Below are 14247 nucleotides of genomic sequence, written 5' to 3'. Positions count from 1 at the left end.
GGGATTCACAGCGGGCCGAAGGTCTCCTCGAAGAGGTCGATCATGGCCCGCCACGAGCGCTCGTGGCTCGGGCGGTGGTAGGCCAGTGCGGGATTCTTGAGCCGATCCGCGTCGGGATTCGCGAAACCGTGCACCGCACCGCCGTACACGTGAAGGCGCCAATCGACATTGGCCGCGCGCATCTCCTGTTCGAACGCGAGGCGTTGCTCGGCCGGAACCCATGGATCGTCCGCACCGATGCAGGCGAGGACCTTGCCCCGTATCTTCTGCGCATCCGTTGGATGCTTCGTGGAAAGCTGCGCATGAAAGCCCACGGTGCATGCGATGTCGGCGCCGTCGCGGGCGAGCTCGAGCACCGCTGCACCGCCGTAGCAGTAGCCGATGGCCGCAAGCTTGGTCGCATCGCACTCGGGTTGCGCGCGCAGCACGTCGAGGCTTGCGCGCCCGACCGCGCGGATCCGCTCGGGGGCGTCCCGGTACTTCTCGAGGAGTGCGGCAGTTTTCTCGAGCCCTTGGAGCACGACACCGTCGCCGACATAGTCCATCGCGAACGCGACATACCCGAGCTCCGCGAGCTTGCGCGCACGCGTCTTGACGACTTCCGAGACGCCGCTCGCCTCGTGCGCGATCAAGATGCCCGGCCGCTTCGTGCCGCGCGCGCGATCGACCGCCAGATATCCGACACGGCGCTCGCCGTCCGCTTGATACTCGATGCTCTCGGTGTGCATGCGGTCAGCATACCTCAATCCTCGAGCGGGAAATAGCCGCGCGCCAGCGCGCTTTCACAGCGCCTTCAAACGCTGGACCGGGCAGACTCCGCAAACGATGGCGAATGGCGAATCGGTCCTAGGCTCGGAATGCGGAGGCCAGATAGTCGATCATGACGCGCACCTTGGCTGGCGGCCGCCGCTCGGGAGGGTACAGCGCAAAGATATCACCGAGGTTGCAATAGGGCTGATCGAGCTCGATGGCCACGAGCGTACCGGCTTTCAAAGCGTCACCGGCGATGAACATCGGTACATAGACGAGCCCCTGGCCGGCGATTGCCGCCGCGACGAGCGCGTCTCCGTTGTTCGCGAAGAGATTGCCGCGAACCGCAACATGAAGCGAATTGTCCTTGCCGAATACCCATGTTTCGGGGCCTGCCAGTTCCGTCATGGAGTACCCGAGGCAATTGTGCTCGGAGAGTTCCTCCACGCTTCGCGGGGTCCCATGCACGGCGAGGTAGCTGGGGGCTCCGCAAACGACCATTTCGGCGCGGACGATCTTTTTTGCGGTCAATCGGCTGCTGGCGAGCCGGCCGACCCGGATCGTGAGATCCCACCGCTCGTTCAACATATCGATGGCGCGGTCGTCGAGACCGAGTTCGACACGCACGCGTGGGTACTGTCGACTGAACTCCGCGAGCAGCGGCGCAATGCACCGCACGCCGAACGACACCGGAACATTCATGCGCAACGTGCCATTGGGATCGAGCCGGTGGGAGGCCGCGGCTGCATCGGCTTCATCCAGCTCGGCCAAGATTCGCTGACACGCCTCCAAGTATCCTCGGCCCGCTTCGGTGAGCGTCAACCGACGGGTCGTGCGGTGAAACAGCTTTACCCCCAACCTTGCCTCGAGTGCATCGACATGCTTGGTCGCCATCGCGGACGAGAGTCCGAGTTGGCGCGCCGCTGCAGACAAGCCCCCCGCCGTTGCGGCGCGCGAAAAGACCTGCATTGCGGTGACCCTGTCGAGCATGCGGATTTCCTACCCCCAGTGAGAAGTCATCACATTACATCGCGCATTATCCGGCATCCACGGCACCCTTAACGTCTGATCATCATGCCGATGAAAATGTATGTGTTGTCCCTCGCCGCCGGCATCTTCGTCGGCGTGATCTACAGCGTGCTCAACGTCCGATCGCCCGCTCCTCCATTGGTCGCACTCCTCGGCCTACTCGGAATGCTCGCAGGCGAGCAGGTCATTCCTATCGGGAAACGGCTGCGCGCGGACGTCTCTCTCTCCACCGCCTCGAAGCCACCGGAAAACCGTCCGTGACGCCCACCACCCGCAAGAGGGAGAAGACGCATGCCGCTCGTTCGATTTGATCTGATCCAAGGACGCACCGACGAAGAAGTGCAAACCCTGCTCGATGCGGCGCATCGCGCATTGGTCGATGCCTTTGGGGTGCCCGAACGCGATCGCTACCAGATCGTGCACGAGCACCCTGCTTCCCGGCTCATTTTGCAGGATACAGGACTTGGTATCGCGAGGACGAACAAGGTGGTCGTCCTCACGCTCGTCACCCGGCCGCGAAGCGAGGGCTCCAAGACGAGATTTTACCAAGCGCTCTGTCGGGAACTCGAAGAGAACTGCGGAATCGCGCCGAGCGATGTCATCGTCTCCATGGTCACGAATTCGGATTCCGATTGGAGCTTCGGAAACGGTCGCGCCCAATTCATGACAGGGGAACTGTCACCGCCGCGATGAGCTAGGTGGGTGCATTATCGCGGCGCGCGCACCACGATGCGATCCGTGTTCCACCCGGTGAGGCTGACCACCGGCTCGCTGCCCTGTAGTTCCGACGAGCGGTACGTGGCGTGGAGCTCCTGCGATTCTCCGGGCCACAAGGTGATGTCGTCGTCGTCCCAAAGGGCCGTGCGCACTTGATTGTCGCCGGGAAGCTCTGCGCCGGCCGTGTTTCCACGGCGCACATCGGCCCGGAGGAAGAAGCCCACCACCGGCTTGTCCGACGTATTGGTCACCACCACCGACGTGACCGTGTCCGCACCGTTCGGCCCCGGCGCGCGGGATGTGGCGGCTTTCACGCTCACCGCCGCCTTCGGCAGGGTTTTCAGCGCCTGGAAGCTCGCGAATTGCTTCATCGTGGCCTGCGGCTTGCCCAAGGTGGCCGGCCAGTCCACCACGTCTTCTTGGGTGGAGAGCCAATAGACGTTGCGCTCCACGATGTTCCCATGCTGGCGGAGCAAAAGCTCCACGAAATAGACCTGCGCCGCCGCGGGCGGCACCGTGGTTGCGGGGACCTTCAAGGTGAGGACCTTGTTGCGAACCTGCTGGCTCGCAAGCGCGATGCCGCTGGCGGATTGATCGTCGAGCACCTTGCCAGCGAGATCGTACACTTTGGCCTGCACCGCGAGATCGTCCTCGGTCTTTGCGCCGAAGTTGTTCACGGTGACCGTGTGCGCGTCGTACGCGAACAGCGCATGCAAAGGCGTGTTTGCCTTTTTCGCACCGAAATAGCTACCCGGCTGGTCGCCATCGTTGTTGTAGAGAGACCAGAGCATGCTGGGCCATCCCTTGTTCATCTGCCAATAGACGACGCCGGTGGACGGATTGTTCTTGTCGGTGGAATGCTCGATGTACGCCTCGAACTCCGAGCGCACGTTCTCGTAATTCGCCACTTGCGCCGCCTTCACGTACGACTCCAAATCGGCCCATTGGCCGTAGCGATTCGAGAGTGCCTGGTCGAAGACGAACAACGTGCCGAAGGCATATCCGCCGTGCCCCGGCTCGAAATTGAGGTGGTACTGATTGTACGCGGGCTCCTGCCAAAGCTTGTTCAACTCTTCGGGCGAGAGAAATCGCTTGAGCGAGTCCAAGGTCGGCACGGTATCGCCCGCGCTTCCCTCGCTGTCGAAGCCCCATGAGCCGCCTGCGTTGGTGCGGCTGCCATCCTCCGGATTGAAGTGCGTCGTGTCGTACCAGTAGCTCGGCGAAACCCAGTCGTAGGGCCCTTCTTTTTCACCGGCGGGCCCGAGCGTCGGCGTGCTCTTGTATTCCGCGGAGGCCACGAGCGGTACGTCGAAATCCGCCTCTTCGAAGGCGCGCAGTACCTCGCTCTCCTGACGTGCGATGGGCTCGTTGTCGCTCCAGCCATAGTTGATCACGCTGGGATGCTGCCGCTCGCGCTGCCCGATGCTGAAGGACGAATCGTGGATGATCTTGTAATCGCGCTCGGACACGCCTTGACCATCCGCGGGAAGCTCCCAGCGATTGCAGCACGTGAATCCGCCGATGATGGGAATTCCGGCCCGATCCATCTGGTCGTAAAAGTCCTGGGGCATGTCGTGCCCTTCGATGCGGATCCCGTTGAATCCGAGATTCTTGATGAGCGTAATCTGATGAGCAAGATCGGCTTTCGAATAGCGAAGCAACAGATCGGGCGAATAGCCGCCGCCACGGAAGACGAATTCCTTGTTGTTGACGCCGAAGATCCGCGAGCCCTGAGGCGCCTGCGGCGATTGACCGACGAGCCGCGTGTTCACCGTGCGAATGCCGAAGGTCTCGCGCGACGTGGTGGACACGCTGCCCCGTTGCGAAACCACGGTGCGTAGCGTGTAGAGCGGCTGATCGCCCATCAGGTAAGGCCACCAAAGGCGCGGGCGCTGCAAGTTTAGGCTGGGGAATTGATCCGGCGCGAACGATACGGTTTTCGTGGTGTGCGCGGGCACGGAGACGATTTGGCGCACGACGATGGGCGCCCCCGCGCCATTGGGAGGAATCACGGCGGCGCTCACCGCACCTCGTTGCTCGCCGTCGGAGTCATTGGTGACGTCGACCTTCACGGTCAGCGCAGAACTCGTCAAATCTGCGGCGTTGCGCTGGACGACGTGGGCATTGGAGCCCGAGAGTGCCGTGGACAATTGGAGCTGAATGGGAAATTGAATTCCGGTTTGGTTGTCCGGCGGAATTTGAGCCCAATCGACGTTGTCCACCGTGAACATGGTGGTGGCATCGTTAGGATACATCTTGATGGCCAGGGAGTTCTTCCCTGCATGGACCAACGACGAGACATCGAGGGTGCGACCGGCGAATGCGCCCGATAGGATGTCGCGGGTGGCGACCAAGGTGCCATTGACCCAAACATCGCCCTCGCCGACGACACCGGGAATGATCAATTTGGCTTGCTTGTTGCGGGCCAGCGATTCGAGCGGCACCGTGAAATCCGTGCGGAACCACCACGGCACGGCGAAGCGTGCGACGGAGACCGGCCCGCGTTCCGCCATGTAGCCGAAACACTTGCGCATGTTGTCGGAGAAGTAGACGTTGTCGCACTCACCGTTTTGCACGAGGGCATTGATCTCGGTTCCCGGGGCACCCGCGTCGTCCGGCTTGACGGGGAACCATCCTTGGGTCGCGTAGCCCGCTTGCGAGATCTGCTCGCCGGGTTGCGTCGCAACGGCGCTGCTTTGCACGTGCCAGCCGCGCGTTCCCAGCGTCACGGGACGAAGCCATGCCGCGGCGTCGAGCTCGTCCACGTGCTCGTCGATTGCGTTGCCGAGGAGCGCATCGTTTTCGGCGGCCGACGGTGTTCCGGACTCGGAGTCGGGATCACCGGTGCTCGGGGAGGACGTTTCCGAAGAGCACGCGACGAACGCACCCAAGGTCACGGCATACGGTGCCCATTTGGCAACTCTGGTCCTGTACATGGCTAAACCCTTCGTGTGATCCGCTTGGCTGATTGTGCAGCTTCCGAGTGAGAATAGTTAGGAAACTTTACTAACATACATTGGACCATGTGAGCCCGTCCTTTTTGCCAATCCGTGGACGCGCGGGAGGAGCCAACTCAACGAGGCGGGGCCGTTCTCCGCACACGTTCGGCCACCCGCGCCCGACGCCCAGAGCCGCCCCTGTACCGACCAATGTACCGGTGTACCGCCGGTTAACCGGTACATCGGAATGCATCGACGCATGGCAAGCTGCGCATTTCGCGGAGGTTGGCGCGGGTCGTTTCTGCGGATGGGCGGCATGAGCCATGCACAGTGCCGCGCATGGAATTTCGACTCGAGTTGGCGGGGCTTCTCGGGATTGGACTCTTCACGTCGACGGCGTGTTCGGACGCCGGGCGGCCTGACCACACCGGCGTACTATCGCTGGGCGCGCAGCGGCCCTCATCGGAAATCGCGTGGGTGCCGTGCACCGCGACGTCCAACGAGGAGTGCGCGACCATCGCGGTTCCAGTCGATTGGGCTCATCCGGAAGGGGAGAAGTTCGATCTGGCCATCGGTCGACTGCCGGCGCTGGAACCGGAGAATCGCATCGGCGTCCTCCTTCTCAATCCCGGAGGACCTGGCAGTTCGGGGATCAACTTTTTCATCACCGGCCACCGCATTCCCGATACGAGCATACTCCGCAAACGATTCGATCTCGTAAGCTGGGATCCCCGGGGCGTGGCCCGAAGTCATCCGATCGTGTGCGACGCGTCGGTGATTTTGCCAATGCCGGATTCATTTCCAAGATCGGAGCGCGAGTACCAAGAGTGGTTGGCCTACAACGCGAGGCTTGCACGGAATTGCCGCGCCCGCACGGGGCCGTTGTACGATCACGTCGATACGCCGAGCACCGTACGTGACATGGATGCCATTCGTGCGGCGCTCGGCGAGGAGAAGATCAGCTATTATGGCGCTTCGTATGGAAGCCAAATCGGTGTCAACTATGCGGAGGAGTTCCCCGAGCGTGTTCGCGCAATGGCGCTCGATTCCATCGTCAATCACAGCGTTACGTCCGCCTTTCGATTTTTGAAGACGAAGACGGAAGAATTCGAAGGGGCCTTTTATGAATTCGTGGCATGGTGCGGGCGCACGCAGGAATGCAAACTCCATGGGAGAGACGTTGCGGCGCTATGGGACGAATTGTACGCGAAGGCCGAAGCTGGAACGCTGATCGATCCAGCGACCGGTGAGCCGCTCGACGAGGGCTGGCTGCTCAGCGAGCTGGGGTTCGCAGTAGCAGCCGCTTCCGCCTCGCGCTGGCTCGCGTTCGCGAACCGTCTTTCGAGCTTGGAGACCGGCGTGCCATTGGCGGCGTCGCGATTCATGGCCGACGATGAAGTCTATGAAAATGGATTCCACGACTTCATCTGCCAAGATTGGAAGTTTTCCATTCGCAATTTCCATGAGCTGGACGCATATCGTCGCGCCCTCGAGGCCATGTATCCCCATACGCATATGCAGGAGCACTGGTTTTGGATCCTCACGTGCCTGGGATCTCCGATCCAGACGACCAACCCGCAGCGGCGCGTGTCCGCGCCCGACGCACCGCCCATCTTGCTCGTCACCGCCAAGCGCGACGTTACAACGCCTCAGGCCGACGCCGCAGCGATTCACCGACAACTCAAAGGCTCCGTGCTGCTTCAGCAGGATGGCGTTGGCCACAATCAATACCTTCGGAACACCTGCGCCCGTCAGTACATCGAGACGTATCTAACGACGCTCGTCATGCCACCGAAAGATACGCATTGTCCGTCGGATTTCCCGCCCTGAGGTCGATCGAGGTGCCGTGTTGCACGCAGCGGTGAGCCGATTGTCCGTTTCTTCCAATCCGCGGGGAGCGCCGATTCCTACGCTCCGTGCATGAAAATCCTCGTCACTGGAGCGACCGGAAAGGTCGGAAGTCGGCTCATCAAATATCTTGCTCGGCGCGGCGATCGAGTGCGCGCGCTCGTGCGCAGTCTGACGCGCGCCGCCGATTTGCGCGAAGACGGGATCGAGCTCGTCGAAGGCGACTTGCTCGACGCGGACTCGCTCACGGCCGCGGTGCGCGGCGTCGATGCCGTGGTCCACTGCGCCGCGTTTTTCCGTGGTGCGACGCCCGAGCAAGCGCACGCGGTCAATGATCTCGGCTCGCAGCACCTTGCGATCGCCGCGCGTGATGCCTCCGTGGGGCGCTTCATCTTCACGAGCACCGGTACGGTCTACGGTTCGAACGGTGGCCGCCCCGCCCACGAGGACGACCCTTGCGCGCCAACTGCGGCCTATCCGGTGAGCAAACTCGCGGCCGAGCGGTTCCTGCTTGCGACCGAGGGGCTCGATGCGCGGGTGCTTCGGCTGCCGTTCGTGTATGGCGACGGCGATCCGCACATCGAGGAAGCGATCTCGTTCATGCGCACGTTCCCGCCGACGCAGCGCCTGTCGATCGGGCACCATGCCGATGTCGCGCAGGCCGTCGCTCTCCTGCTCGATGCGCGTTCGCCTGCGCACCGCATCTACAATGTGGTCGACGACGAAGCTCCCGATCTTGCGACGCTGTTCGCATCGGTGGGGGCGCCGCCGCCTGACGGCTCGGACGCCGAGCGCGCGCGCGCTTTCGACGCGCTCCTCGATGGTCGCAGGATCCGCGAAGACCTCGGCTTCAAGCCCAAGTTCCCCCGCCTCGCCTAACGCGAGCGCCTAACGTCGCCGATCCCTACCGCGGTGCACGCTCATAGGATTCCCGCAATGAGCACATGGAACTTCCACTCGTTTTGGCAGTTGCCAGCGTTGATGCTCATTTCATTGCCGTAGACTGGGAGTCGATAGACGTTGTTCCCCTCTGACGTGCCGAGCATCCCGAGTGAAATAGAATGCACCATTCGGCGCGCCGCACGCTCCCGCGCGTTCAGTGTGCTCCTCGGATTCCCTATCGCGAGGTCACGCCGCGTCCCCGCCGCGTTCCAGGCGACGGGGACCGACGCACGGATTGTGTATCAACGATACGGCAGCCGACGGCTGCTGCAATTGGCCTTGGTGCGAATGCGGGTGAGCGCTTCATTGAGTCGTCCGGCTGCGTAATTTGCCGAGGACTCGTCATCGAAGGAGAAGGAGCCCACCTTTGTCGCGCTACGGGTGAGCACGTGAACTTTGTACCAGATCTTCCCCTTGGCACCGTGCATCACCTCCGGAGCGAATCCTTCGATGGCGGCCAGGGGCTGGCGCACGTTGCCACCAACGGGAAGGGGCCCGCACGTCTTGCGGAATTCCTTCGTATCCATGGTGACGGTCGTCGAGTTCACGAATTCCGCGACGACCATATACGTGAAATAGATGCCGAAGATCATGAAAGGCAGTGGACAATGGCCCCAAAGGCTGGACCACCAAACCACGGCGAATAGACCGTTCCGAACTGCCGACCAACGCGAACGCGCCGACTTGGCCGTGTACGATGTCTCCGTCTCCGTCTCCCACCAATCGAGCGACAGAGGACGATAGCTGAAAACAGGTTCCATGGGACTTCGCCTCCCGGGACGCAGTTTCGTCCGATCGTTGGAAGTGAATCCGGTTCAAGGTTCAGGAAACCGGGACCCTGGTCGGAAAACTATCGCATCTATAAACGCCGAAGGCCGCCTGGGTTTCCCTTGGCGGCCTTCCGAGAGTACGCGGATACGACTCTGGAATTTCCGCTTAGGGATCGACCTCCGGATTCCCCGACAGGATCGCGGCGCGCTCCAGGAGATCCCTCTGGATGTCCGCATGAGGCTCTTTCGGCGACCGGTCAAGAATAAATCTGACCAGCAATCAAAAAAAGAGGGGAGTGTGCCGCTCCAGGTGCATGGGAGCTCAATTGCGCTTTCGCAGGAAGACCCGTGCGAGCTCGCTCGGGCATCCTCGAAGCCGGCGCGGTATGCGCACCCAGTGGCGGCGCCGCTGGACTATGCCCGAGGATACGCGCAGATTCAGCCCAGGAAGGAGCTCTCCGCATGATCTACACACTCGAACAAGCTACCCGCGTCGCCAGCCAGCTCGAGAAACTGGCGACCTACAATGTGCATCAGCTCGCGGGGCAGTTCCCCAATCTCGATTTTTGGCTGGGGGAAGCCATTCATGCTCTCCAGATCATCGACGACTATCCGCGGCGATTCAAGCTACTGCGGGACGCGCAAGAGCGTTGGGTCAATGAGCACGGGACCATCGTCTCGGAGTATTGTCCGATCTGCGGCGGCAAATGTGAGTTCGGCCCCATGCGACCCAGCCCACCCACGCGAACCCCTTCGACGGAATTGGACGCAGCGCGCCGCAGCGTTAGAGATGGGGCATACCATTTACTGCTCCGGCTTCATCGCGTCGGATGGATCGACAAGGAGCGCCTCATGGTCGAGTGTGAGCGCGTGGGCACCAGCGTGGACCTGGCGGACCTCGAACCGCGCTGACGTGACCTGTACCTCTTCAACAACGCGGAGCCGTGCGAAGTCGGCAGTTTGAATGCGCTCACCTCCATTCGGAACTTGTCCATCGTCAACAATTTCAGATTCGAACACATCAATGGCCTGCACCGCCTCAGTGCGCTCGGTCAGCGTCGCGAGCTTCTCGAGACGACGCAGACTTTGAAGAGAGGCACTGTTGAATATCGTGATGTTGCTCGCCGTAGTGAGGTGTGCCGCTGAGCACGAAAGGGCCTTTCGATAGGAATTGGAAAAAGGACGCCCCTTCCGTCAAACGCGACGTCGATTGCGGGCGACTTTTACGCTGGCCGCAGCTCGAGCGGCGCCCTCAATCGGCCGGCGGTGGCGATTTGTTTCCTTGAATCGACACAATTTCGATATCTGGATAGCGGCCCAGCGCTCGCAGGATGTGCGATCGCGATGTCATGGATGCATTGAAGTCTGACTCCGATACCCGGGGCAATCTATCTTGGCGCGCGAATTGCTGATGCGCTCTGCCCATGAGACTTCGGATCCCCTATCTTATCGCGGCGCCTGTCGCGTTCGTGCCATTCATGCTCACCGCGATTCCGGCATGCACCGACGATCATTCGGTCAGCCAGCCTACGGATTCTGGCCTGATGGATCACGCTGACGCCTCCAATGACGTACGCGTGGGCTCGTGCGTCGTCCCCGCTGACGGAGGCTGCTGGGCGGAAACATCTCCGTTGCGGGAGTGCGTTGACTTCAGCACCGGCGTCTACGGATCGGCGGGGTATGGCTGCGCCGCTCACTGCCCGCCAAACTACGGGGGTTGCATGGGCGGAGTCGTTTCCACGACCGATGTCGCGTCCGGCGAGACAAAACGCACCGACATTCGTGGAGGCATCTTCGCAGTCGAGCTCGCCCCGGGCACATACGACGTTTGTTACGAAAGCTTCCGGGAGCAGTGTTCGGTCAATGCTCGATGCGTCCGCGCTGTCCTCACGCAGGGCCAGCTTCGCCAGATCGCCATCTCCGAGATAGGAAGTCCCGGCGGCGTGTACTGCAACGTGCGGTGCGATCCAACGTCGGACTGCGCAACGGACGCCTCGACGAACGACCAATGACGTGAGCGAATGCTGAGAAGGATGGGGCGCGCGACGAACCCGACCCGAATTCATCGCGCGCGTTCACCGAGATTTCCTGTCGTTCCTTCAGGGGGCGGTGCGCTCGTACGTGAGATGCCTGCGCGCATCGAGCTCACGCTCGGACGACTCGGTTCGCCACTGTCCGATCGTATCGAGTCCCGCATCTACGAGAGTACGCAACAGGCTTGTTCGGAGGTTCGGCGCAACGTGTCAGGCTTCTTTGCGCTCGTCGCGCCGGATCGACTCGTCGGTGCCGATGCAAAAGCCGACGAAACACTCCGCGCGATGGTCATCGAGGAGAGCGCGAGGCTGCGATGGCTTTCGGAGTTTCGGTAGCGGCCGAGAAAAAAAGCTCCGATGACCGCGGATACGGTCACCGGAGCCTTTTTCTTCACGGAGCTGCTACGTGGCTAATTGACTTTGGCCGCACGGCTGTAGTGGCCATTCGGCGTCTTCGTGCGGACCCACACGGTGCCGGTGACCGCGGTCGGTGCCGTGTACGGCTGGAACGTGGTGCCGTTGTCCGTCGAGTATTCGATGGCCAATCCCGGATAGCGCAGATTCGCCAGGAGCTGCCCGTTGTCGATTTTCGCGCCCGGAAGCGGCACGCGGTAATTGACTCCCGTGGTCTTGGGGAGCTCGCCGCGAAGATCGACGGGGTGATAGTAGTCGAGGCGCGGGAGTTCGGCTTGACCGAGCGTGGTCACGAATTGCTTCCACGCGGGAGGCAGTGCGTTGGCCGTTTCGGGCGTGTTGAAGTTCCACGCGCGCTCGGCCACGCCGAGGATCTTCGGGAATGCGAAGTACTCGACCAATTCGGGGCTCTTGAGGTTCTCACCCCAGAGGAGCCCCTGCATGCCGAGGATATTTGCGCGCTTGGAGTTGTCGGTCAGGTGGACCTTGTTGTTCCAGTAGCCCGCTGGGAAAGTATCTCCCATGCGGCTTTGGGTGGCGATATCGAAAATGTTGAACGGGAGGTAGTTGAACGTCTTGCTCTCGTCCACGAAGTTTGCCCAATAATAGCCGGGCTCCTCCGGATCGTTGTTGTACGCCAGATCCATATACAAATTGGTGGCGTGCGCCAAAATCACCGTTTGGTCATTGTTGGCATATTTGTACGCGTCGTCCTCGCGGCCCCAATCCCAGACGTTGCTCCACGGCATGGGAATGAACCCGGGAAGCACCAACCCGCTGTGAATGATATCGTCCCACCCCGTCATCTTGGCGCCAGTGGCCGTGATGATCGGCTGCCACTTTTTGAAGAAGTAGTCCTTGATGCCCGTATCGTCCAAGTTCTTCGTGTCCGGATTGGACTGGCACAACGGGGAGCCCTTCCACCACGTTACCTTGTCGCTGAGTCCCGGCAGTTCGTCGCCGCCGCCGTGAATCATGGTGAGTGGGGCACCGACCGCGTCGAAGCGCGCCTTGACCTCTTTGACGACCTTGGTGAGGAACGCGTAGGACGACGGCAAGCAAGGATTGACGAAGTTGTCCGTATATCCCTGAACGCTTCGATGCGTCGACTTGTCGTCCGGATCGGCCAGGCGGTACTGCGTGGCCTTCGTCACGTCGCTCGATGCATATTTACGATAGCGGTACTCCATCGCCTTGACCGCTGCGCGCGCATGCCCCGGCACGTCGATCTCGGGGATGACGTCGATGTGGCGTTCGGCCGCGTAGCGGAGGATCTCCTCGAAGTCCTTCGTCGTGTAATAACCGGAACCCTTTCCGACGAAGTTGAGCGAGGCCTTTTCGAACCCTTGGAAGACGGCAGGCTTTCCGCCGTTCGCCGCCGTCGGGCTAGCCGCTTTGCCGGAGATCCCGTCCCCCGGCCCGAGATCGTTCGAGGAGCCCATGGCGGCATGGAGCGAATTGGTCTCGTTCACGTCGAAGCCGCGGTTCGAGCCGAACGAGGTGAGTTCGGGTATATCCGGAATTTCGAGGCGCCACCCCTCATCGTCCGTGATGTGGAAGTGGAACTTGTTGATCTTGTGGGCGGCCAACAGATCGAGAAGCTTTTTGACCGTATCCTTCGTCTGGAAATGGCGCCCGACGTCGAGCGTCATACCGCGGTATGCGAAGAGCGGTTTGTCGGAAATCGTGATCTCCGGCAACACGAACGATGCCGTTCGTCCCGAGGTGGCTGCGGCCTGGTAGGCATCCGTGGGAACCAGCTGGCGCAACGTCTGGATCCCATAGAAGATACCCGCCGACTTGCGCGCGCGAATTTCGACGCCGTTCGCCGGCGTGATCGCGAGGGAATAGCTCTCGTCGCCCGCCGGTGCTGCAGGGTCGAGCACGAGGCGCACCGCGGTGTTCGCCGTATCGGCCTTGTCGGTGATGGCACCGGAGACGACGTCGCCCAGTGCAGCCTTGAGGAAGGCCTTCTCGCCATCGAGACCGGCGCTGGCGTAGACGGCAATGGCGCCGCCGAGCGTGTACTGCCCCGCGCCGACGGTGACCGATTGCGGCGTTGGCAAAAGGCGGGTCGCCGCATTGACGGTGCCGCCTTGCAGGGACGTGTTCTCCTGGTATCGCGATTGGGCCGTGGGGACCGGCACGTGATCGCCGGGGAAGCGCTTGGTCTGCTTGGGATCCGTCGCATCGATCACGGTGCTGGACTTGAGAGCCCACGCGGTATCCGTCGAACCAAGGACGAGATGGAATCCTGCAGGTCCGTCGGTGTTGACGATGGCCCAGTTCTCCGCGAGCAGCGAGATCTTCCGCGACTGGCCAGGTGCAATGGGCGTGAAGTTCGAGAGCGGCTCCATGACGAAGTAGTCGCCGCTCTGCGCCTTGTCTCCGCGCGAGATCTTGAGGCCTTGCACCGCCAGGTCCTGGGTGTGCGTATCGTCAGCTTTTCCGTCGGGCAAAATATTGCGTACGAAGCTGAAGTAGATCTTCCACCCCGTCGTATCCAGACGAAGATTGCTATCATTCTGAATGGTCAGCTCACCGGAGAAGAATGCACCCCCGGCCGATACGGTGTTATCGACTGGGCGGAACGAAATGGAGATATTCGGACCGCCTGCGTTCGCGTCGGGGCCGCTGTCGATATCCGGCGTACCGCTGTCAGGCTTTCCCCCGTCGTTCGCCGGCGGAGGGTTGTTCCCCCCATCGTCGTCGCACCCCGTCATCACCGTCCAAGAGGAAGCCAAGATGATCGAAATACCAAGCAGGGACCTTCTCATGCGCTACCTCACTTTAGAGTTTAGTAAA

The 14247-nt window shown here is 61.6% G+C and carries 12 protein-coding genes; 7 read left to right on the top strand and 5 right to left on the bottom strand.

The window, feature by feature from the left end; all coding sequences use genetic code 11:
• Positions 1 to 5: 5 nt before the first annotated feature.
• Entirely contained in the window at positions 6 to 728 is a 723-nt protein-coding gene (locus LZC95_27165; protein WXA90128.1) for a dienelactone hydrolase family protein, read from the bottom strand.
• Between the two features lie 118 nt (positions 729 to 846).
• Positions 847 to 1740, bottom strand: coding sequence for a LysR family transcriptional regulator (locus tag LZC95_27160; GenBank protein WXA90127.1), 894 nt, complete (start codon positions 1738 to 1740; stop codon positions 847 to 849).
• Between the two features lie 84 nt (positions 1741 to 1824).
• On the opposite strand from LZC95_27160, the gene LZC95_27155 reads away from it, so the two are divergent.
• Both LZC95_27155 and LZC95_27150 read left to right on the top strand, forming a co-directional pair.
• Positions 1825 to 2040 (top strand): XapX domain-containing protein, encoded by a 216-nt coding sequence (locus LZC95_27155; protein ID WXA90126.1) that lies wholly within the window; start codon positions 1825 to 1827, stop codon positions 2038 to 2040.
• Between the two features lie 30 nt (positions 2041 to 2070).
• A complete protein-coding gene (locus tag LZC95_27150; GenBank protein ID WXA90125.1) occupies positions 2071 to 2472 on the top strand; it encodes a tautomerase family protein in 402 nt (133 codons plus the stop codon).
• A gap of 14 nt (positions 2473 to 2486) precedes the next feature.
• Here the strand turns inward: LZC95_27150 and LZC95_27145 are convergent, their stop codons facing one another.
• The gene (locus tag LZC95_27145; protein ID WXA90124.1) at positions 2487 to 5432 is read right to left on the bottom strand and encodes a hypothetical protein; all 2946 of its coding nucleotides are present in this window, start codon (positions 5430 to 5432) and stop codon (positions 2487 to 2489) included.
• Between the two features lie 342 nt (positions 5433 to 5774).
• On the opposite strand from LZC95_27145, the gene LZC95_27140 reads away from it, so the two are divergent.
• Entirely contained in the window at positions 5775 to 7265 is a 1491-nt protein-coding gene (locus tag LZC95_27140) for an alpha/beta hydrolase (GenBank protein WXA90123.1), read from the top strand.
• A 90-nt stretch (positions 7266 to 7355) separates the two neighbouring features.
• The gene (locus LZC95_27135; protein ID WXA90122.1) at positions 7356 to 8162 is read left to right on the top strand and encodes an NAD(P)-dependent oxidoreductase; all 807 of its coding nucleotides are present in this window, start codon (positions 7356 to 7358) and stop codon (positions 8160 to 8162) included.
• A 305-nt stretch (positions 8163 to 8467) separates the two neighbouring features.
• On the opposite strand, the gene LZC95_27130 is transcribed toward LZC95_27135, so the two are convergent.
• Positions 8468 to 8986, bottom strand: coding sequence for a hypothetical protein (locus tag LZC95_27130; protein WXA90121.1), 519 nt, complete (start codon positions 8984 to 8986; stop codon positions 8468 to 8470).
• Between the two features lie 471 nt (positions 8987 to 9457).
• Here LZC95_27130 and LZC95_27125 point away from each other — a divergent pair, with 471 nt between their 5' ends.
• The 3 genes from LZC95_27125 (at position 9458) to LZC95_27115 (ending at position 11364) form a co-directional block, all read left to right on the top strand.
• Positions 9458 to 9907, top strand: a complete 450-nt coding sequence (locus LZC95_27125) for a hypothetical protein (GenBank protein WXA90120.1) — start codon at positions 9458 to 9460, stop codon at positions 9905 to 9907.
• 512 nt (positions 9908 to 10419) lie between these two features.
• Positions 10420 to 11007, top strand: a complete 588-nt coding sequence (locus LZC95_27120) for a hypothetical protein (GenBank protein ID WXA90119.1) — start codon at positions 10420 to 10422, stop codon at positions 11005 to 11007.
• A gap of 114 nt (positions 11008 to 11121) precedes the next feature.
• A complete protein-coding gene (locus LZC95_27115) occupies positions 11122 to 11364 on the top strand; it encodes a hypothetical protein (protein ID WXA90118.1) in 243 nt (80 codons plus the stop codon).
• Positions 11365 to 11438: 74 nt separating this feature from the next.
• Here the strand turns inward: LZC95_27115 and LZC95_27110 are convergent, their stop codons facing one another.
• A complete protein-coding gene (locus tag LZC95_27110) occupies positions 11439 to 14219 on the bottom strand; it encodes a carbohydate-binding domain-containing protein (GenBank protein WXA90117.1) in 2781 nt (926 codons plus the stop codon).
• Between the last annotated feature and the right edge of the window lie 28 nt (positions 14220 to 14247).

The organism is Sorangiineae bacterium MSr12523, from assembly GCA_037157775.1.
GTDB lineage: Bacteria > Myxococcota_A > Polyangia > Polyangiales > Polyangiaceae > Pendulispora > Pendulispora brunnea.
This window is presented reverse-complemented; position numbering and strand designations above follow the sequence as displayed.